The organism is Actinacidiphila acididurans (assembly GCF_016918855.1).
In the GTDB taxonomy this organism is placed as follows: domain Bacteria; phylum Actinomycetota; class Actinomycetes; order Streptomycetales; family Streptomycetaceae; genus Actinacidiphila; species Actinacidiphila acididurans.
The window spans coordinates 1-19,818 of sequence record NZ_JADKYB010000034.1 but is presented as its reverse complement, the minus strand read 5'-3'; the positions used below and the strand labels follow the sequence as shown (position 1 = coordinate 19,818).

General features: G+C 72.3%; 17 protein-coding genes and 1 pseudogene. 17 read left to right on the top strand and 1 reads right to left on the bottom strand.

Translation table 11 applies throughout. From position 1 onward, the window contains the following. Window positions 1–19: 19 nt before the first annotated feature. Window positions 20–964 carry a zinc-dependent alcohol dehydrogenase gene (locus ITX44_RS38105; RefSeq protein ID WP_205364076.1) on the bottom strand — a complete coding sequence of 315 codons (945 nt, stop codon included), beginning with the start codon at window positions 962–964 and terminating at the stop codon, window positions 20–22. Window positions 965–1,216: 252 nt separating this feature from the next. On the opposite strand from ITX44_RS38105, the gene ITX44_RS38100 reads away from it, so the two are divergent. The 17 genes and pseudogenes from ITX44_RS38100 to ITX44_RS38025 all read left to right on the top strand — a co-directional run bounded on the left by ITX44_RS38100 (window position 1,217) and on the right by ITX44_RS38025 (window position 19,527). Continuing rightward, window positions 1,217–2,320, top strand: a complete 1,104-nt coding sequence (locus tag ITX44_RS38100; protein ID WP_205364073.1) for a Gfo/Idh/MocA family protein — start codon at window positions 1,217–1,219, stop codon at window positions 2,318–2,320. A gap of 13 nt (window positions 2,321–2,333) precedes the next feature. Next, complete coding sequence (locus ITX44_RS38095) at window positions 2,334–3,032, top strand: ThuA domain-containing protein (RefSeq protein ID WP_205364071.1); 699 nt, start codon at window positions 2,334–2,336, stop codon at window positions 3,030–3,032. A gap of 3 nt (window positions 3,033–3,035) precedes the next feature. Then, a complete protein-coding gene (locus ITX44_RS38090) occupies window positions 3,036–4,010 on the top strand; it encodes an ABC transporter permease (RefSeq protein ID WP_205364070.1) in 975 nt (324 codons plus the stop codon). Between the two features lie 2 nt (window positions 4,011–4,012). Next, window positions 4,013–4,843 (top strand): annotated as a pseudogene (locus tag ITX44_RS41935) (ABC transporter permease); the annotation flags it as partial. Window positions 4,844–5,032: 189 nt separating this feature from the next. Then, window positions 5,033–6,058, top strand: a complete 1,026-nt coding sequence (locus ITX44_RS41930) for an ABC transporter ATP-binding protein (RefSeq protein WP_307795679.1) — start codon at window positions 5,033–5,035, stop codon at window positions 6,056–6,058. Further along, window positions 6,055–7,191 (top strand): ABC transporter ATP-binding protein, encoded by a 1,137-nt coding sequence (locus ITX44_RS38080; RefSeq protein WP_205364068.1) that lies wholly within the window; start codon window positions 6,055–6,057, stop codon window positions 7,189–7,191. Before ITX44_RS41930 ends, ITX44_RS38080 begins: the two co-directional genes overlap by 4 nt. An 82-nt stretch (window positions 7,192–7,273) precedes the next feature. Continuing rightward, a complete protein-coding gene (locus ITX44_RS38075; protein WP_205364067.1) occupies window positions 7,274–8,947 on the top strand; it encodes an ABC transporter substrate-binding protein in 1,674 nt (557 codons plus the stop codon). A gap of 121 nt (window positions 8,948–9,068) precedes the next feature. Then, window positions 9,069–9,716, top strand: a complete 648-nt coding sequence (locus ITX44_RS38070) for a ThuA domain-containing protein (RefSeq protein ID WP_205364066.1) — start codon at window positions 9,069–9,071, stop codon at window positions 9,714–9,716. Between the two features lie 43 nt (window positions 9,717–9,759). Continuing rightward, complete coding sequence (locus ITX44_RS38065; RefSeq protein ID WP_205364065.1) at window positions 9,760–10,551, top strand: sugar phosphate isomerase/epimerase family protein; 792 nt, start codon at window positions 9,760–9,762, stop codon at window positions 10,549–10,551. Further along, window positions 10,548–11,519 (top strand): NAD-dependent epimerase/dehydratase family protein, encoded by a 972-nt coding sequence (locus ITX44_RS38060; RefSeq protein WP_205364063.1) that lies wholly within the window; start codon window positions 10,548–10,550, stop codon window positions 11,517–11,519. The genes ITX44_RS38065 and ITX44_RS38060 overlap by 4 nt, the downstream gene beginning before the upstream one ends. Before the next feature lie 159 nt (window positions 11,520–11,678). Further along, a complete protein-coding gene (locus ITX44_RS38055; RefSeq protein WP_205364061.1) occupies window positions 11,679–12,719 on the top strand; it encodes a Gfo/Idh/MocA family protein in 1,041 nt (346 codons plus the stop codon). Beyond that, a complete protein-coding gene (locus ITX44_RS38050) occupies window positions 12,716–13,588 on the top strand; it encodes a GntR family transcriptional regulator (protein ID WP_205364060.1) in 873 nt (290 codons plus the stop codon). Before ITX44_RS38055 ends, ITX44_RS38050 begins: the two co-directional genes overlap by 4 nt. 102 nt (window positions 13,589–13,690) lie before the next feature. Beyond that, on the top strand, window positions 13,691–15,745 hold the full coding sequence (locus tag ITX44_RS38045; protein WP_307795673.1) for a primary-amine oxidase: 2,055 nt from the start codon (window positions 13,691–13,693) through the stop codon (window positions 15,743–15,745). Beyond that, window positions 15,742–16,491, top strand: coding sequence for a sugar phosphate isomerase/epimerase family protein (locus ITX44_RS38040; protein ID WP_205364058.1), 750 nt, complete (start codon window positions 15,742–15,744; stop codon window positions 16,489–16,491). The genes ITX44_RS38045 and ITX44_RS38040 overlap by 4 nt, the downstream gene beginning before the upstream one ends. Further along, window positions 16,488–17,606, top strand: coding sequence for a Gfo/Idh/MocA family protein (locus tag ITX44_RS38035; protein ID WP_205364056.1), 1,119 nt, complete (start codon window positions 16,488–16,490; stop codon window positions 17,604–17,606). Before ITX44_RS38040 ends, ITX44_RS38035 begins: the two co-directional genes overlap by 4 nt. Then, on the top strand, window positions 17,603–18,622 hold the full coding sequence (locus ITX44_RS38030) for an SIS domain-containing protein (protein WP_205364054.1): 1,020 nt from the start codon (window positions 17,603–17,605) through the stop codon (window positions 18,620–18,622). The genes ITX44_RS38035 and ITX44_RS38030 overlap by 4 nt, the downstream gene beginning before the upstream one ends. Next, window positions 18,619–19,527: a BadF/BadG/BcrA/BcrD ATPase family protein gene (locus tag ITX44_RS38025; protein ID WP_205364052.1), complete on the top strand. Its 909-nt coding sequence runs from the start codon at window positions 18,619–18,621 to the stop codon at window positions 19,525–19,527. The genes ITX44_RS38030 and ITX44_RS38025 overlap by 4 nt, the downstream gene beginning before the upstream one ends. Window positions 19,528–19,818: the final 291 nt, after the last annotated feature.

The following is a 19,818-nucleotide window of genomic DNA, read 5'->3' as shown; positions in this document are numbered from 1 at the left end:
GGAGCGCCGGGAGCGCCGTTCAGAGGAGTACGACCCCTTTCACGAAGCCGGGTCCCGCCTCCTCCATCGCGCCGAACGCCTCGTCGACCTGGTCGAGTCCGAAGCGGTGGGTGATCAGCGGCGCGTAGCTGAAGCGGCGTTCGGCGATCAGCCCGAGGGCGTCGCGCATGGCGGCGACCAGGCGGGTGCGGTCCGGGCAGAAGCCGTTGACGACGGTGACGGCCTTGTACCACAGGTCCATGTCCATCATCGCGTCGCCGGTGTGGTGGTAGCCGACCACACAGAGGGTGCCGAAGGGGCGGACCATGGAACCGGCCGTCCTCAGCCCGGGGGTCACCCCGGTCGCCTCCAGCACGATCGAGGGCCGGGCCTCGGTGGCGCGGCCGCTGTCGGAGCGGAACTCCACCGGGACGTCGTCGGGGGCGAAAGCCAGGTCGCACCCCAGTGCGAGGGCCCGCTCGCGCCGTGCCGGGTCGGGGTCGACACCGATGAGCAGGCCCGGCGCGTGCCGCCGGGCCAGTTGGACCAGGCCGAGCCCCATGAAGCCCAGGCCGACCACGGCCACCTTGTCGCCGGGGCGGATGCCGGTGCGCGACAGCGCCTCCTCCAGGTCGGCGACCGGCTCGCCGATGGCGAGGGCCGGCTCGACGCCGGGCGGCACCGGCAGCACCGCGTTGGCGTCCATCAACGCCATTGTCGCGAAGCCGTCGCCGCCGAGCCCGGTCACCAGGTCACCGGGCCGCCACTGCCCGGCGTGACGTCCGGTCGCGGCCACCCGTCCGACCATCTCGTGCCCGAGCCGGACCGGTTCCGCGGCCGGGTCGTGCGTGCGCCACGGGCCGATGTCGGAGGTGCACACCCCGCAGGCGAGCACCTCCACCAGCACCTGGTGATCGGCCGGAACCGGGTCCTGCGCGGTGACGACCTCGGACCGGCGCGGGCCGACGACGCGGCTGAACCTCATGGCTGCCTCCTGTCTGCATGGTGTGGGTCAGTGTAGCCATCTGGTTCTAAGTGGTAAGCCCCTTGGTCAGTACTTTCTGGCTGAATCCTTCCGTCCGTTCTGCCCCAATTGACGGTTAACTCCGCCAATCGTAGGCCATGTTTCCGCCGTATTAGCTTGTGCTCCACCTCTGGACAGGATCGCCGTTCGGATTAAGATGTCGCCAAGTGGTATGCATTTGGCACACCCTGTGTCCTGGAGGGGAGGCAGTTCATGGAGCACTCCGCACGGCACGCCGATCCGCAGTTCTCGGCGGTGGTCATCGGGGCCGGCTCGCAGGGCAGGGTGCACGCACTCGGCTACGCGGCCACCGCCGGGGTGCGGCTGGCCGGCGTGGCGGACGTGGCGGCGGACCGGGCCCGCGCCCTGGCCACCGAACTGGGTATTCCAGCGGTCCACCGCGATGTCCGCGAACTGCTCGCGGCCACCCGGCCGGACCTGGTCAGCGTCTGCACGCCCCCGGACTCGCACGCCGAGGCGGTCGCGGCGGCGGTCGGGGCCGGCGCCCGCGCGGTGCACTGCGAGAAGCCGATCGCGCTGAACTACGGCGAGGCCGGGCAGATGGTCGCGGGCGCCGCGGCAGCCGGGGTGGTGCTGACCTTCAACCTCCAGCGCCGCTTCGATCCGGTGCAACGGCAGGCCCGGGAGTGGATCGCGCAGGGCGAGATCGGCGAGGTCGTCACGATCGAGGGCTACTGCCCCAACCTCTTCGACTGGGGGACCCACATCGTCGACCTGATCCTCTTCCACCGGGGGGACGCCGCCCCGGCATGGGTGATGGGCCAGATCGACGTCTCCGTCAACCGCTACGTCTACGGCGTCTTCACCGAGACCGCCTCGCTCACCCGGATCGGCTGGCCTGACGGCGTGCAGGCCACCGTCCTGACCGGCCGCGAACCGCACACCCCCGTGCTCAACCCGGAGAACGGCCTCGGGCTGATCGTCCAGGGCACTCGCGGCCGGGCCGTCGTCCGCGGCGCCGGAGCCGTACTGCGGCGCTTCGGCAAGGACGACCTGGAGTACCGCTCACCCTTCGACACCGATCCCGCGCACTGGGACCGCGGCGTGGACCCGGCGATCACCGCCGGCACCGCCGAGGCCCTTCGCGACCTGACCGCGTCGCTGCGCACCGGCCGCCGTCCCGCCCTGCACGCCGACCAAGGGCTGCGGGGCGCGGAGCTGATCTTCGCCACCTACGAGAGCAGCCGGTCCCGGCGGCGGGTGCCGCTGCCCCTGGACCGGATGGACAACGCCCTGACCAGCGGGCGCGCAGCGGGCTTCTGGAGCCCGTCCGGTGAATTGCGCTCCACCTACTGAATCGAGCCACCGCATGCAGACAATCCAGCCCCGCCGGGCCCGGGAGGCCCGGCGCGCCGGGCCCACCGCACTCGCCCTGATCAGCGGCGACGATGTGTACGAGGACCTGTTCACCGCGGCGGGCGCATTGCAGGACGCGCTGACCGACGAAGGCTTCGCGACCCGGACCGGGCTCGGCACCGCCCCGCTGGACGGCGCGGACGAGGCGGACGTGGTGGTTCTGTACACCGCCCTGGGCCGGTTCACCACCGGGCAGCGCCAGGCCCTCGCGCAGGCCGTGCGGGGCGGCTGCGGCCTGGTCGCACTGCATTCCACGACGGTGCCGGCCTCCCCGCCGGAGCAGTGGGACGAAGGTGACCGGCTGCTGGCCGGGCTGCTCGGCGGCCACTACCTCTCGCACGGTCCGCGGCCGCACGAGAGCCGGTTCGAGGTGCGGCTCGACCCGGACCACGAACTGACCTCGGGCATCGCGTCCTTCGAGGTGACCCACGAGCACTACCGGCTGCGCACCGCCGACGACGTGCGGGTGCTGGCCTGGCGCGAGACCGGCGACGGCGCCGAACCGCTCGTTCACGTCCGCCGGTACGGACTGGGCCGGGTCTGCTACCTCCAGTTCGGCCACGACATGCGGGTGTGGGGCGAGCCCGCGGTGCGCCGGCTGGTACGCCGCGCCGCTCGCTGGGCGTCCCGTCCGGACCGCGAAGGGAACTGACCGGTGCGCACCATCCTGCGGAAGGTCTTCTTCTACCTGCTCACCGCGTGGGCGGCCATCAGCCTCAACTTCCTCATCCCGCGGATCATGCCGGGCAATCCGGCGGACAACCTGATCAACCAGTTCCACGGCAAGCTCAGCCCGTCCGCCGTGCACGCCCTGCGGGTGCTGTTCGGCCAGTCGGACCAGAACCTCTGGCAGCAGTACCTCAGTTACTGGCACAGCGTGTTCACCGGAAACTTCGGCACCTCGTACGCGTACTACCCGTCGAAGGTCAGCACGGTGCTCGGGCAGTCCATGTACTGGACCCTGATCCTGGTCACCATCTGCACGGTGCTCGGCTTCGTCATCGGCACCGCGCTGGGCATGCTGGCCGGCTGGAAGCGCGGGAGCTGGCTGGACTCGCTGGTCCCGGTCACGACGTTCCTGTCGTCCATCCCGTACTTCTGGTTCGCGATCATCATGGTCTACCTGTTCGCGATCACCTTCAAGTGGTTCCCGCTGTCCGGCGGTTACGCGCTGGACCAGCACATCGGGCTGAACGCCGGCTTCATCACCAGCGCGCTGAACTACGCGGTGCTGCCGGCCGCGACGATCACCGTGGCCTCCATCGGCGGCTGGCTGATCGGCATGCGGAACATGATGGTCACCACGCTCAGCGAGGACTACGTCCGGCTCGCCGAGGCCAAGGGCCTGTCCCGGCGCCGGGTGATGTACACCTACGCGGCCCGCAACGCGATGCTGCCCTCGCTGTCGGGCTTCGCGATGTCGCTGGGCTTCGTCATCGGCGGCTCCATCGTCACCGAGGTCGTCTTCAACTATCCCGGGATCGGCTCGGTGCTGTTCAAGGCCGCGCAGTCGGCCGACTACCCGCTGATGTCGGCGATCTTCCTGCTCATCACGGTGCTGGTCCTGCTGGCGAACCTGGTCGCCGACCTCGCGTACGTCTTCCTCGATCCCAGGACAAGGGAGAGCTGATCATGGCCCTGCAAGCCGCTGCCCTGGCCGAGGCCGACGCGCCCGCCGAGTCCTCCGCCGGACCCGCCCGCCTCTGGCTGCGCCTGTTGCGCTCGCCGCTGACCCTCAGCGGTGTGATCATCGTGCTGATCTTCGTGGTGCTGGCGATCATCGCGCCGTGGATATCACCGTACGACCCCTCGGCGGTCAGCGACACCACGCTCGCCGGGCCGTCCGCCGCTCACTGGCTGGGCACCACCCAGAACGGCCAGGACGTGCTGTCGCAGATGCTCTACGGCGCCCGGGCCTCGATGTTCGTCGGCATCGGCGCCGCGGTGCTGACCACCGTGCTGTCGGTGGTGGTCGGCGTCACCGCCGGCTACGTCGGCGGCATCGGCGACGAGGTGCTGTCGCTGCTCGCCAACGTGTTCCTGGTGCTGCCCAGCCTGCCGCTGACCATCATCCTGGCCGCCTACCTGCCGCACAGCGGCTCGCTCGGCATCATCCTGGTCATCACCGTCACCGGCTGGGCCTGGGGCGCGCGGGTGCTGCGCGCGCAGACCCTGTCGTTGCGCAAACGCGACTTCGTGGAGGCCGCCCGCGCCACCGGCGAGCCGACCTGGCGGATCATCGTCAAGGACATCCTGCCCAACCAGGTCGCGGTGATCGCCGCCTCCTTCCTGGGGACCGTGACCGCGGCCATCCTCACCCAGGCCAGCCTGGCCTTCCTCGGCCTCGCCGACGTCACGCAGTGGTCCTGGGGCACGATCCTGTACTGGGCGCAGACCGGCAGCGCCCTGCTGACCGGTGCGTGGTGGTGGTTCGTGCCGGCCGGACTGGCCATCGCGGTGCTGGGCACGGCGCTGTCCCTGGTCAACTTCGGCATCGACGAGTTCATCAACCCGCGGCTGCGGCAGGCCGGCATCGGCACCAAGAAGGCCCAGCGCGGCCAGGTGCGGGCCGGCCGTCCCCGCGGGAGGCGGCACCGCACCGCCCCGGTCCCGCGGCCGGCCCCGGCACCCTTCACCCAGGACAGCACCGACGTGGTGCTCCAGGTCCGGGACCTGCGGGTGGAGTACGTGAGCGAGGGCGGCCGGACCCGGGCGGTCAGCGACGTGTCCTTCGCCCTGCGCCGCGGCGAGGTCCTGGGCATCGCCGGTGAGTCCGGCTCCGGCAAGTCCACCCTCGCCTACGCCATCACCCGCCTGCACAAGCCGCCGGCCGAGATCGCCCGGGGCGAGATCCGCTACACCGCGCCGGACGGGCGCGGCGTGGACGTGCTGGCCATGGACGAAGCCGAACTGCGGGAGTTCCGCTGGGAGGAACTGTCGATCGTCTTCCAGTCGGCCATGCACGCGCTCAACCCCGTGCTGCGGATCGGCGCCCAGATCGAGGACGTGATCGTGGCCCACCGGCCGCGGATGGCCGCGCCCGAACGCGCCGCCCGCGTGCTCGAACTGCTCGACATCGTCGGCATCCCGGCGGACCGCGCGAGCTCCTACCCGCACGAACTGTCCGGCGGGATGCGCCAGCGCGCGATGATCGCCATCGGGCTCGCCCTGGACCCCGAGATCATCGTGATGGACGAGCCGACCACCGCCCTCGACGTGGTCATCCAGCGCCAGATCATCGAGAAGATCATGGAGCTGAAGGACCGGCTCGGCTTCTCGGTGGTCTTCATCACCCACGACCTGTCGCTGCTGATCGAACTGTCCGACACCATCGCGGTGATGTACGGCGGCAAGGTCGTCGAGATGGCGCCGGCCGAGGACTTCTACCGCCACCCGCAGCACCCCTACAGCCAGGGCCTGCTCGGCTCCTTCCCCACCCTGGGCGGCCCGAAGCGGGAGCTGACCGGCATCGTCGGCTCCCCGCCCGACCTGCGCCGGCTGCCCAGCGGCTGCGCCTTCCGCACCCGCTGCCCGCACGCCTTCGACGCCTGCGCCACGAAGGTGCCCGAACTGCTCCAGGTGGGCGAGCCCGGCGCGCGCGGCACGCTCGCGGCCTGCCTGCTGCACTCCGTGCCCGAGACCACCACGAACGAACTGGCGACAGGTGAGACCCGATGAGCGGTGAGACCACGGTGCCCACGCCGGCCGGCGGCGCCCGCCCGGAAGCCGCGGCCGGAACCGGCTCCGCGGACCCGCGGCCCGTGCTGGAGGCCGTCCATGTGACCAAGCACTTCCCGGTGCGCGGCGGCCTGCCCCGGCGCGGGACCCCCCGCCGGGTGGTGCACGCCGTGGAGGACGTGACCCTGAGCCTGTACGCGGGCCGGATCACCGCCCTGGTCGGCGAGTCCGGCTCCGGCAAGTCCACCCTGGCCCGGCTGCTCGCCCAGCTCTACCCGCTCACCGGCGGGGAGGTGCGGCTGCACGGACAGAGCGTCCACGCGCTGCGCGGGCGGGCCTTTCGCGAGCACGTCCGCAAGGTGCAGTTGATCCTCCAGGACCCCTTCGCCTCCTTCAACCCGGTGGCCACCATCGCCGGCACCCTCAACCGCGCCGTCGCGCTGCACCACCCCGGCAGCCGCGGCAAGGACCGTGACGCCGTCATCGACGACCTGCTCACACAGATCAACCTGGTGCCACCGCGCCAGTTCACCGCGAAGTACCCGCACGAACTGTCCGGCGGGCAGTTGCAGCGGTTGTCGATCGCCCGGGCGCTGGCCGCCGACCCGGACGTCTTCCTCGCCGACGAACCGGTCTCCAGCCTCGACGTCTCCATCCGGCTGGGCGTGCTGAACCTGCTGCGCCGCCTCACCGAGGAGCGCAACGCCGCGATGCTCTACGTCACCCACGACATCGCGTCCGCCCGCTACTTCGCCACCGACACCGCGGTGATGTACGCGGGACAGCTCGTGGAGAGCGGCCCGTCGGAGGCGGTGACCCAGCAGGCCGCCCACCCTTACACCCAGTTGCTGATCTCCTCCGCGCCCGACCCGGCCCGGACGGCCGAACGGGTCCGTGACATCGGGCAGCCGCCCAGCCTCATCGACCCGCCGTCCGGCTGCCGGTTCCACCCGCGCTGCCCGTACGCGATGGCGCGCTGCGCCGAACAGGCCCCGGAGCCCTTCGAGATCTCTCCCGGCCACACCGCCCGGTGCTGGCTCTACGCGCAGGACGCCGCGTCCCCGGGCGCCGCCCCCGGGACCACCGCCCCCGGGACCACCGCCTCCGACGCCCCCGCTCCCGGCGCGTCCTGACCAGCGACGGGCGGCCGTCGCCGGCCCCTCCCCTCCCCACCTACGCCATTCCGCTGTCCCCACTCCCAAGGAGCAGACGCACGTGACCACTTCGCAGTCGCCCCTCGCGTCCGGCATCACGAGACGCGGTCTTCTCGCGGGCGCGCTGGCCGGCGCCGGCGCCCTCGCCCTGTCCGCCTGTCAGCCGTCCGGCGGCGCCTCCGGCGGCAAGGGCATGCTGACGGTGGCGGCCCAGTCCGACAACCTCACCAAGGTCTTCAACCCGTTCCTGGCCAACACCGCCCAGGGGCTGACGTACACCTCGCAGGGATCGGGCGGCTTCATCTACGAGCCGCTGGTGCAGATCAACACCGTCAACATCGGCCACGACATCCCCTGGCTGGCCCGGTCCTGGAACTGGTCGAACGGCAACAAGACCCTCACCCTGGACCTCCAGTCCGGCGTGAAGTGGACCGACGGCGAGCCCTTCTCCGCCGACGACGTGGTGTTCACGTACACCATGCTGAAGAAGTACCCCGGGCTGAACCTGCTCGGCGTCGACTTCACCTCGGTCACCTCGCCGGGCCCGGACCGGGTGGTGTTCACCTTCCCCGTGCCCTCGGAGCAGTTCTTCACCAATGTGGTGTCGGCTCCGATCGTCTCCCGGCACATCTGGTCCAAGGTCGCCGACCCGACGAAGTACACCGACGCCGACCCGGTCGGCACCGGGCCGTTCAAGCTCGACCAGTTCTCCGCGCAGAGCTTCACCCTGGTCCGCAACGAGGCCTACTGGCAGCCGAAGGCGCAGATCAAGGCGCTGCGGTTCGTGGCGTACAAGGACAACGAGAGCATGACCAACGCGCTCGTGCAGGGGATCGCGGACTGGGGCGGCACGTACATCGCGAACGCGGACCGGACCTACCTCAGCCGCAGCAAGCACAACAACTACTGGGCGCCGCTGGCCGGCACCGACGGGCTCATCCCCAACCTGGAGCGCTGGCCGCTGAGCGACCTCGCGGTGCGCCAGGCGATCAGCCTCGGCGTCAACCGCAAGCAGGTCGGCGCGGCCAGCGCCTCGCCGCCCGCCACCAGCGTCACCGGGCTGCCGATGCCCGCCTACGCCGCGTCGGTCGCCCCGCAGTACAAGGGCGTCGACTTCGTCCAGGACGTCGCCAAGGCACACCAGACCCTGGTGGACGCCGGATACGCCAAGGGCGGCGACGGCTACTACCACAAGGGCGGCAAGCGCCTGGAGTTCTCCATCACCTTCCCGGCGGCGTACACCGACATCGCCTCCCGCGTGCAGGTGCTGGTCTCCCAGCTCAAGGACATCGGCATCAAGCTCACCATCGACACCACCACGGTGTCGGACATCAACACCCGCACCGGCAAGGGCGACTTCGACTCCACGATGGGCTACCCGGTCAACTCCGCGCCGCGCGCCTTCTCGTACTACAACGACACGATCAACCCCAACCTGTACTACCCGATCGGCAAGGCGACGCCGACGTTCCAGAACATCGAGCGGTTCCGCAACGACGAGGCCGCGGGGCTGTTCAAGGAGTACCCGAACGCGACCACGGACGCACAGCGGCAGCAGATCCTGGACGGCATCGAGAAGATCTTCGTCGAGAACCTGCCCTGGATACCGATGTTCTACTGGGGCAGCTACGGCAACTGGAGCACGGCGAAGGCGACCGGCTTCCCCACGCCGCAGGACCCCTACTTCAGTCCGGTGCCCAACCCGGTGGTCGCGCTGCGGCTGAAGCCGGTCTGAGCCGCGGCGCCGGAGCCCGCCCGGGCCGTCCCGGGCCGGCCGACCCTTACCGCGTCCCGCACCACTTGCCCGTCACGTTCCCGTGAGGAGAGCCATGCCCCACCTTCCGACACCGAGAGCCATGGTCGTTGTGAACGGCGACGACATCCACCACGATCTGCTCGCCGCCGCCGGGGTCTTCCAGCAGCTCGGGATCGAGGCCGGATTCGCCACCCGCAAGGCCATGGGCACCAGCCGCTTCGTCGACCCGCGGCCGGAGACCGCCGAGGCGGACGTGTACCTCTTCTACACCGCCGGCGGGCACTTCGCGACCGAGCAGCAGCAGGCGCTGGCCGACGCGGTGCGGGCCGGCAAGGGGCTCGTGGGGGTGCACGGCGCCAACATCATGGGCTGGCGGGGCGACGGCCTCGACCCGGCCGACCGGCCGCTGTTCGAGCTGCTCGGCAACCGCTACCTGTCGCACGGGCCGGGCCACCACGAGGGCCGCCACACCATCGAGATCGTCGCGGACCACCCGGTCACCCGGGGCCTGTCCGACTTCGAACTCTTCGACGAGTACTACGAGTTCGAGCTGGCCGACGACAACGTGACGGTGCTCGCGCAACGGCACCGGGCGGACGGCGCCGTCATCCCGGTGCTGTACGCCCGCGAGGCCGGCGCCGGGCGGGTGGTGTACCTCGCGCTGGGCCACGACATGCGTTCCTGGGGCGAGCCCCCGGTGCGCGCCCTGGTCCGGCAGGCGCTGCTGTGGGCGGCCGGCCGTGACTGACCCGACGAACACCGGACCCGCGGGCCCGGACGGAGGAGGAGACATGACAGCCGGCCTCGGCGTCATGACGTACACCGTGCTGGACCAGGCACGGGCCGACCTGGAGGGCACCCTGGCCCGGCTGGCGGACCTCGGTTACCTCGGGGTCGAGACCTACGGCCTGGTCGAGCACTTCGGGCCGGCCCGGGTCCGGGACGCCATTTCCGCGGCCGGGCTCACCCTGACCAGCGCGCACACCCCGTTCCCGGCCGGCCGGGACGGCGAGGCGCTGCTGGACACCAACGAGGAACTGGGCGCCGGGATCCTCGTGTGGAGCATGGAACGCGAGGAGTTCGACTCGCCCGACGCGGTGCGCCGCGGTGTCGAGCGGGTCAACGAGGCGGCGGAGCGCGCGGCCGGGCGCGGCATGCGCGTCGCCTACCACAACCACTTCGCCGAGTTCTCCCAGGTCTTCGGCGGCCGACGGGCCTACGACCTGCTGCTGGAGCTGCTGGACGACCGCGTGCTGGTCGAACTCGACGCGTACTGGGCGGTGATGGGCGGCGCGGACCCGGCCGAGGTGCTGTCCTCGCTCGGCGGTCGGGCACGCCTGGTGCATGTCAAGGACGGTCCCGCGGTCAGTTACGAGGACGACGTGATGGTGCCGATCGGCGAGGGCCGCATCGACTGGGACCGCACCCTCACCGCGCCGTCCGGCCTGCGCTGGCACATCGTGGAGCTGGAACGGCTGCACATCGACACCTTCGAGGCCCTGCGCCGCTCCTACCGCCACCTGACCGGCCGCGGGCTGTCCCGCGGCGCGCACGTCCCGGCGCCGGCCGAGGAGCTGTCATGAGGGTGCTGTTCCTCGGCGGCGCCGGGATGATCGGCTCGGCGGCCGCGGCCGGCGCCGTCGCCGCGGGGGCCGAGGTGACCGTCGTGACCCGCTCGCAGCCCTCCCGCCCGGTCGCCGGCGGCGTACGGCAGTGGCGGGCCGACGTACGCGACCCCGAGGCGCTGGCGCGGGTCATGGGCGACGAGGAGTTCGACGCGGTGGTCAACTGGGTCGGCTTCACCCCCGACGACGTGCGCGCGCACCCGGCGCTGTTCGCCGGCCGGGCCGGTCAGTACGTCTTCATCAGCACCTGCTCGGTCTTCGGCCGCCCGGTGCCCAACCTGCCGATCACCGAGTCCAGTCCGCGCCGGCAACCGGTCTTCGGCTACGCGCGGGACAAGATCGCCTGCGAACTGCTGCTGGAGGACGCCCACCGCACCTCGGGCTTCCCGCTGACGACCGTGCGGCCGTTCCACACCTACGACCGCACGGTGATCCCGGTGCTCGCGGGCTGGACGGCGGTGGACCGGATGCGCGCCGGACGGCCGGTGGTGGTGCACGGCGACGGCACGTCGCTGTGGTCGCTCACCCACGTCTCTGACTTCGCGCGGGCGTTCGTGCCGCTGCTCGGCCTGGACCACGCGATCGGCGAGAGCGTCAACGTGGTCAGCGGCGACATCCTCACCTGGGATCAGATCCACCTGACGCTGGCCGCCGCGGCCGGCGTGCGCGACCCGGTCCTGCGACACCGGTCCAGCGAGTCCATCGCCGTCCACGTGCCCGGCTGGGCGGACGTACTGGAACACGACTTCCGGCACTCGATGCTCTTCGACACCTCCAAACTGCGGTCCCTGGTACCGGGTTTCGCGCCGCGGGTGTCCTTCTCGCAGGGCGCCCGGGAGGCGCTGGCCCACTACGACGCCCACCCGGAGCTGAAGACGGCCGACGAGGAACTCTCCCGCGCCTTCGACGCCCTGGTGGGGGAGTGAAGGGGCTCGGCATATGAGTGGTCTAGTAGTGGTATGCTATTGGAGCACATGTGGAATGCTGTGCGGCATACCCTGCGCAGACCACGTGGCTCAGCAAGGCTCACAGGAAGGCCGGGCGGGCAGCGACCCGCCACCGAGGCAACGAGGGAAGAGGATCGCGTGATCGGCGTCGGTCTCATCGGTTCGGGGTTCATCGGCGACACGTACGCGGACGCGCTCCAGGACGTACGCAACGGAAGGCTGGTCGCCACCTGTTCGCGCGACCTCGCCCGCGCCACCGCGCTGGCCGCGAAATGGGCACCCGAGGCACACGCCTACGACGACATGGCGGCGCTGTGCGCCGACCCGGCCGTCGACCTGGTGGTGGTGGCGGTGCCGAACGAGGCGCACCTGGCGGCGGTGCGGGCGGTGGCCGCGGCCGGCAAGGGCGTGGTGTGCACCAAGCCGCTGGCCCGCACCGGCGCGGAGGCACGGGCGATCCTGGACGTGGTCCGGGCGGCCGGCGTCTGGCACGGATACGCCGAGAGCTCGGTCTTCTCCCCGAACATCGCCAAGGCCCACGAAATGGTCACCGCCGGCGCGATCGGCGACCTGCTCACCATGCGGGCCCGCGAGGCCCATTCCGGACCGCACGCCCCGCACTTCTGGGACACCGACACCGCCGGCGGCGGCGCGCTCCTGGACATGGGCTGCCACACGGTGGAGTCCGCCCGGCACTTCTTCGGCAAGGACAATCCGGTCACCGAGGTCTTCGCGTGGGGCGCGACCCTCGCCCACGCCGACCGCACCACCGGCGAGGACACCGCCATCGCCCTGCTGCGGTTCGCCGGCGGCCAGCTCGCCACCGTCGAGTCGTCCTGGATCGAGAAGGGCGGCATGCAACTGCGGCACGAACTGGTCGGCAGCGCCGGCCGGCTGGTGACGGACACCTCCGCGACACCTGTGTGGGGCTTCATCGAGCACCCGGCCGGCTACCTGGTGGAAAAGGCCGACGCCGACACCGGCTGGGTCTACCCCGTGCCGGAGGAGGCCAGGGCCTACGGATTCAGCCAGCAGATGCGGCACTTCGTCGACTGCTTCGCGCGCGGCGAGACACCGCGGGAGACCTTCGAGGACGGCGTGGTGGTGAACACCGTGCTGGACGCCTGCTACGCCTCGATGCGCTCCGGCACGTGGGAGAGGGTCCAGGCCGCAGCATGAGCACCGATCACCTGACCCCGGCCGACGGGCCGTACCCGGTCGCCGAGGCACCGCCGCCGTCGCGCCCGGGAACGCTGCCCGCCGTGCTTCCGGGCGGGCACCCGGACGCCGCTGCCGGGCGCACCGGGGCCGCCGCGCTGGCCGGCGGCTACCCCGAGCCGCTGTGGCGGCAGGCCAAGGCCGCCCTGCAGCACCGCATCGAACTCGGCGAGGTCAAGCCGGGATCCCGGCTGCCCCCCGAACGCGAACTGTGCCGGATGCTCGGCATCTCCCGCGTCACCCTGCGCAAGGCGCTCACCGCCCTGGTGGAGGAAGGCGTGCTGCGGGCCGCCCAGGGCCGCGGCTGGTACGTCGCCCCCGCGGAGCGCAAGGAGTGGCCCAACACCCTGGAGTCCTTTTCCGAGACGGCCCGCCGGATGGGCCTGGTCGCGACCTCCCGGATCCTGCGCCGCGAATGCGCCCCGGCCAGCTTCGACGAGGCGGAGGAGTTCCAGATCGCCCCCGGCACCCCGCTGTACCGCCTGGAGCGGGTACGGATGCTCGACGCAGTCCCGATCGCCGTCGACCACTCCCTCGTCCCGGCGGACATCGCCGTCGGCTTCGACGAGGTGGACTTCACCGTTCGCTCGCTCTACGAGACCCTGTCCGGCCTCGGTCACGAACTCGCCCAGGCTGACACGACCATCGAGGCGCGCCCCGCCGACGCGGCGCTCGCCGGACACCTGGCCATCGCGGCGGGCACCCCGGTCCTCGACATGCGGCAGATCGTCCGTGACCGCGCGCAGCGCCCGCTGCTCTCCTCGTCCATCCGCTACGCCGGCGACCGGTACCGGCTGCGCACCTCCTTCATCCGGGGCGCGGGCGGATGACCTGACATCCCGCGGCCCGGATGTCCCGCCGCCCATGTTCCGACGAGCCCTTCGCGCGCGCGTCCCGTTCGCGCGCGTCCCCTTCGCAGAAGCGGAGCCCCCGTGACCCACGCAACACCCCCACCCGCACCCGCCGGTGCCCCGGCCGGCGCGTACGGCAGCGCCGCACTGGCCGCCGCCCTCGCCTCCCCGCGCCCCGACGAGATCACCGCCTGCCGGACCGTCCTGAGCCGGGAGGGCCTGCTGGGCCCCGACACCCACGTCTCCTACTTCGGACTGGCCGAACAGGACAAGCGGGAACTGCTCGCCGGCACGATCGCACCCCGCCGGTTCCGCGTGATGCTGATCGACCTGCGCACCGGCCGCTCGCACGACGCCGTGGTCTGCCCCGAGGAGGACCGCGTCGTCTCGGCCCGCCTGCTCGATGTCGCCACCGACGGCCATGTCCCCGTGGTGCTGGAGGAGTTCGCGCTGGTGGAGGAGGTGGTGCACCGCGACGAGCGGTGGCTGGCGGCGATGCGCAAACGCGGCCTGACCGACATCGACCGGCTGCGCGTCAACCCGCTGTCGGCCGGCGTCGCCGGCACCGACGAGGCGGGCCGCCGCCTCCAGCGCTGCTTCACCTTCCTCCAGCGCACCCCGGACGACCTGGGCTGGGCCCACCCGGTGGACGGCGTCACCGTCGTGGTGGACGTGGTCACCCGCGAGGTGCTCGAGGTCCTGGATCTCGCGGAGCTGCCGGTGCCGCCGGAGGACGGCAACTACCACGACCCCGCATGGGTGGGCCGCCCGCCCCGGGCCGGGATCAAGCCCATCGAGATCACCCAGCCGGAAGGCCCCAGCTTCACCATCGACTCCGACGGCGTGCTCGAATGGCTCGGCTGGTCCCTCCAGATCTGCTTCGACCAGCGCGAGGGCCTGGTGCTGCGCGACATCGGCATCGACGACGGCGGCCGACGCCGTCCGGTGCTCTACCGCGCCTCGCTCGCCGAGATGGTGGTCCCCTACGGCGACCCGAGCCCGCAGCGCTGGTTCCAGAACTTCTTCGACTGCGGCGAGTACCTGCTCGGCGGCTTCGCCAACTCCCTTGAACTGGGCTGCGACTGCGTCGGCGACATCACCTACCTCGACGCGGTGCTGGCCGACGCGCAAGGCGGCGTACGGACCGTCCCCCAGGCCATCTGCGTCCACGAGGAGGACACCGGCATCCTCTGGAAGCACTCCGACGCCTGGAACGGCTCCTCCCAGTCCAGGCGCAACCGCCGCCTGGTGGTGTCCTTCTTCGTCACCGTCGGCAACTACGACTACGGCTTCTACTGGTACTTCTCGCTGGACGGCAGCATAGAACTGGAGGTCAAGGCCACCGGAGTGGTCTTCACCTCCGCCTACCCCGGTCCCGGCTACGCCTTCGCCTCCGAACTCGCCCCGGGCCTGGGCGCCCCCTACCACCAGCACCTGTTCAGCGCCCGCCTGGACATGGCGGTCGACGGAACCGACAACGCCGTGGACGAGGTCGAGTCGGCGCTCGTCCCGCGCGGGCCGCGCAACCCCACCGGCACCGGCTTCACCCAGACCGTCACCCGGCTGCGCACCGAGTCCGGCGCGCAGCGCCTGGCCGACAACGCCCGCAACCGGGCCTGGCTGGTCAGCAACCCCTCGGTACGCAACCGGCTCGGCACCCCCGTCGGCTACGTGCTGCACCCCGAGGGCCGGCCGGTGCTGCTGGCCGACCCCGACTCCGACATCCACCGCCGGGCCACGTACGCCACCCGCCACCTGTGGGTGACGCCCTACGCGCCGGACGAGCTGTACCCGGCCGGCGACCTGGTCAACATGCACAAAGGCGGCGCCGGACTGCCGCAGTGGACCGCCGCCGACCGCCCGGTGGAGGACACCGACATCGTGCTGTGGCACACCTTCGGCCTCACCCACTTCCCCCGGCCCGAGGACTGGCCGGTCATGCCGGTCGACACCGCCGGCTTCGCCCTGCGGCCCTACGGCTTCTTCGACCGCAACCCGACCCTGGACATCCCGGCGCCGGCACCCGGCCACTGCCACCCCGGCGGCCACCACGAGCACCACGAGCCCCACGGACCTGCCGGCGGCCATCAGGAGCACGGGCACGGCGACGGCGACCGGACGGGAGCGGGCGCATGAGGACCACGCCGACGCTGGGCATCCAGCTCTACAGCGTGCGCGACGACATCGGACCCGACGACCTCGACCGCACCCTCACCCGGCTGGCCGCAGTGGGCTTCACGCACGCGGAACCGTACGACATCCTCGGTGACACCGCCCGGCTCGGTGCGGCACTGGCGAACGCCGGGCTGCGCGCGGCCACCGCCCACGCCTCGGTGCTGCGCCACGACCCGGCCGAGATCGTCGACGCCGCCGGGACGCTCGGCATCGGCACCGTCATCACCCCCTATGCCGACCCCGCCGGCCTCACCGACCGGGCCGGCGTCGCACGCCTGGCCGACGCCCTCAACGCCGCCGCCGCGACCGCCGCCGCACACGGCATCCGGATCGGCTACCACAACCACGACTTCGAGTTCTCGCAGGAGGTGGACGGGGCCCCGGTCTACGACCTGCTGACCTCCCTGCTCGACCCGGCGGTCGTCCTGGAGGTCGACGTCTACTGGGCCGGCGTGGGCGGCGCCGACGTGTTCGACCTGCTGCCGCGGCTCGGCGACCGGGTCCGGCACCTGCACGTGGTCCACGACCGGGAACCCGGCAACGACCGGCCCGTGCGCGGCGTGGACGCCACCGGCCGGATGGACGAGGTGCTGGCCCTGGCCCCCGCCCTGGAACTGCCGGTCGTCGAGGTCGTCGCCCACCACAGCGACGTCTGGCCCCTGGTGGAGCGCAACGCCGCCTACTTCCTCGCGGGAGCCGCCGCATGAACGGGCCGACCCGGGTGGCGGTGATCGGCGCCGGCGACATCAGCGACCAGTACCTGACCGCACTGACCGGCTACCCCGACCTCGCCGTCACCGCCGTGGCCGACCTCCTGCCCGAGCGCGCCCGCGCCCGCGCGCAGACCCACGGCGTGCCCGCGTGGGGGAGTACGGAACAGGTCCTGGCCCGCGACGACGTGGACCTGGTGGTGAACCTGACCGTGCCCGCCGCGCACGCCGACGTGGCGCTGGCCGCCATCGCGGCCGGAAAGCACGTATGGGGCGAGAAGCCGCTGGCCCTGGACCGGGCCGGCGCCCGCGCCGTCCTGGACGCCGCGGACGCCGCGGGCGTCGTGGTGGGCAACGCGCCCGACACCGTCCTCGGCCCCGGCGTGCAGACCGCCCACCGACTGCTGGCCGGTGGCGCCGTCGGCACCCCGCACACCGTCCTGACCCTGATGCAGGGGCCCGGGCCCGATCTGTGGCACCCGCGGCCGCAGTTCCTGTTCGCCAAGGGCGCCGGACCGCTGTTCGACATCGGCCCCTACTACCTGACCGCCCTGGTCCAGATGCTCGGGCCGGTCGTCTCGGTCAGCGCGGCCGGCCGGAGCCCCCGCGCCGAGCGCGTCGTGCGGGCGGGCCCGGACGCCGGCACCGCCTTCCCGGTCGAGGTGCCGACCCACCTCAGCGTGGTGACGACCTTCGCCTCCGGCGTCACCGGCACGTCCGTCTACAGCTTCGACTCCCCGCTGCGCCGCCAGTTGTTCGAGATCACCGGCAGCGGCGGCGTCATGGAGGTCCCCGTCAGCGGCTTCGACGGCGACACCCGGCTGCTGACCGGCACCGCGCCCGACTCCCCCTGGACGACCGTGCCGGCCGAGGGCGTCCGCAGCGGCCGCGGGGTGGGCGTACTGGAGCTGGCCCGTGCGATCCGCGCCGGCCGCCGCCCCCGCGCGAGCGGCGAACTGGCTTACCACGTACTCGACATCATGCTCGCCGTCGAGGAGTCCGCGCAGCTCGGATCACCGGTCCGAGTGGCGAGCAGCGCACCCGAGGTGCCGCCGGTCCCACCGCGGTGGGACCCGAACGCACGCACCCACGACGGAACGGAGCAGAGATGAGCGACGGATACCTTCCCTTCGCGGCCGCCCGCACCACCCAGGCCGAGCAACTGGAGGCAGCGATCGCCCGGATGACCCCCTCGGTCGCCTCCCTCGCGTCCGCCGGCCTGCTGTCCGGACCGGGACCGGTATTCGTGGGCATCGGCGCCAGCCTGGCCGCCGCGTGCGCCCCGGTGTGGTCGTTGCGCGCCCGGGGCGTGCACTCCTGGCGGCTCGGGGCCGGCGACCACCCGCTGCCGTTCCCCGGCAGCCGCCATCCGGTGTTCGGCGTGTCGCAGAGCGGCCGCAGCGCCGAGACACTGGCCGTCCTCCGGTCGGTTCCGCCGGAGCTGCGGCACGCCGTGGTCAACATGGCCCCCTCGCCGATCGCCGACACGGCCACCCATGTGCTCGGCATGGGCAGCATCCCCGACAGCTACGCCTCCACCATCGGCTACACCGCCACCGTGGCCGCGCTGGGCCTGCTCGCCGACGCCTGGGACGGCGGAGCCGTCGACGAGGGCTGGACAGCCCTGGGTTCCCTGTTCGCCGCCACCGAGAAGGACCTGCGCGAACAGGTACGGGCGCTCGCGCCGCTGTTCGCCGCGGCCACCTTCGCGGACTTCGTCGGCGCCGGTCCCGCGGTCGGCTCGGCGGAGGCCGGCGCCCTGCTGTTCCGCGAGGTCGCGCGCCTGCCCTCGACCGGGATGAGTACCCGCCAGTACCTGCACGGCGCCATGGAGTCGGCCGGCGGCGGCGTGCACGTCGTCTTCGGCGACGAGCGCGAACACGGCGTGGCCGCCGCGCTGGCCGGCGCCGGGCATCCGGTGATCCTGGTCACTGCGGACCCGCCCGCCGCGGCGCCCGCGCTGCACCCGGTACGGGTGCCGCGCCTGCCGGCCGCCCAGCGCGCCGTCCTGGAGATCCTGGTGGTACAGATCCTGGTGGAGGCGGTCGCGGAGGTCCGCGGTGTGGACATCGAGGAATTCGTGTTCCACAACTCCGACATCAAGGTGACCGAGGGGCCGGCGGCATGAACGTCCTCGTCGGCGCCGACATCGGTGGCACCAAGCTGGCGATCCGGGTCACGGCACCGGACGGCTCGATCCGCGCCGACACCGAGGTCCCGGCCACCGGCTGGGACGCCGCTCCGGTCGAGGAGGCCGCGCGCTGGCTGCTGCACCGGATCGGCCCGGTCCTGCCCGAGGGCGACGCGATCGCCGCCCTCGGCGTCGGCGCGCAGGGCTGCGACACCCAGGAGCACTGCCGGCGGCTGTCCGCGGCCGTCGAGGCGCTGTCGGTCCCCGCTACGGTCGTCAACGACGCCGCGCTCCTGGTCCCGGCGGCCGGCCTGGACAGCGGGATCGGCCTGATCGCCGGTACCGGGTCCATCGCGGTGGCCGCCGACGCCCGGGGCACCGTCCTGTTCGCCGGCGGCTGGGGCTGGGTGCTCGGCGACGAGGGCAGCGCGCCCGCGATCGTCCGGGAGGCGACGAAAGCCGCCCTGGCCGGCCACGACGCGGGTCGTCCCGATGACGGCCTGCTGTCCGCGCTGCTCGCCCACTACGGCGTGGCCGACGCCCCGGGGCTCGCCCGCGCCGTCAACGACTCGCCCACCCCCGAGGTCTGGGGCCCGGCGGCACCCGCGGTCTTCCGTGCCGCCGCCGCGGGCTCGCCGTCCGCCCTCGCGGTCGTGGACGACGCCGCGGACCACTTGGCCGCGCTGGTCGCCCGCTTGCGGGCGCGCGGTGCGGTCGGGACCACCGTCGTGGCCGCCGGCGCCGTCGCGGTGGCCCAGCCACTGCTCACGGACCGGCTGCGGGCCCGGCTGGCCGGCACCTGGCCCGACCTGACACTGCGGGTCCTGGACGTGCCCCCGGTGGCCGGGGCGGTCGCGCTGGCCGCGGCCCGGCACCGGGAACGGGTGCGCTCCGGGAGGTGAGCCCTCGGGGTCCGGCCGGTGAGTACGACGGGCCGCGCCGGCACTCGGAGTGGCACCCGGCACGAGCCCTGGCACTCGTGGCGCGCAACCCATGGACCGCGCCCCCGTAACCCCTCACCGCCAGTCGTGCGGCGAGCGGCAGACGACATCGCAGGGACAGCACACGAAAGACATCTCACGTGACTAAGAAGTCAAGCCGCAGCGGCCAGATCTGCTGATGGGGAGGTGAAAGCATGCTGCTCGTCGAAGAGCTGCCCGCTGTGGAGGCAGTGGTAGAGCTGGCCGATCATG

Excerpts from the sequence above, each read along its gene's own strand:
- ITX44_RS38105 (WP_205364076.1), bottom strand. The coding sequence starts at position 964 with ATGAGGTTCAGCCGCGTCGTCGGCCCGCGCCGGTCCGAGGTCGTCACC.
- ITX44_RS38100 (WP_205364073.1), top strand. The coding sequence starts at position 1,217 with ATGGAGCACTCCGCACGGCACGCCGATCCGCAGTTCTCGGCGGTGGTC.
- ITX44_RS38095 (WP_205364071.1), top strand. The coding sequence starts at position 2,334 with ATGCAGACAATCCAGCCCCGCCGGGCCCGGGAGGCCCGGCGCGCCGGG.
- ITX44_RS38080 (WP_205364068.1), top strand. The coding sequence starts at position 6,055 with ATGAGCGGTGAGACCACGGTGCCCACGCCGGCCGGCGGCGCCCGCCCG.
- ITX44_RS38070 (WP_205364066.1), top strand. The coding sequence starts at position 9,069 with ATGGTCGTTGTGAACGGCGACGACATCCACCACGATCTGCTCGCCGCC.
- ITX44_RS38065 (WP_205364065.1), top strand. The coding sequence starts at position 9,760 with ATGACAGCCGGCCTCGGCGTCATGACGTACACCGTGCTGGACCAGGCA.
- ITX44_RS38060 (WP_205364063.1), top strand. The coding sequence starts at position 10,548 with ATGAGGGTGCTGTTCCTCGGCGGCGCCGGGATGATCGGCTCGGCGGCC.
- ITX44_RS38050 (WP_205364060.1), top strand. The coding sequence starts at position 12,716 with ATGAGCACCGATCACCTGACCCCGGCCGACGGGCCGTACCCGGTCGCC.
- ITX44_RS38040 (WP_205364058.1), top strand. The coding sequence starts at position 15,742 with ATGAGGACCACGCCGACGCTGGGCATCCAGCTCTACAGCGTGCGCGAC.
- ITX44_RS38035 (WP_205364056.1), top strand. The coding sequence starts at position 16,488 with ATGAACGGGCCGACCCGGGTGGCGGTGATCGGCGCCGGCGACATCAGC.
- ITX44_RS38030 (WP_205364054.1), top strand. The coding sequence starts at position 17,603 with ATGAGCGACGGATACCTTCCCTTCGCGGCCGCCCGCACCACCCAGGCC.
- ITX44_RS38025 (WP_205364052.1), top strand. The coding sequence starts at position 18,619 with ATGAACGTCCTCGTCGGCGCCGACATCGGTGGCACCAAGCTGGCGATC.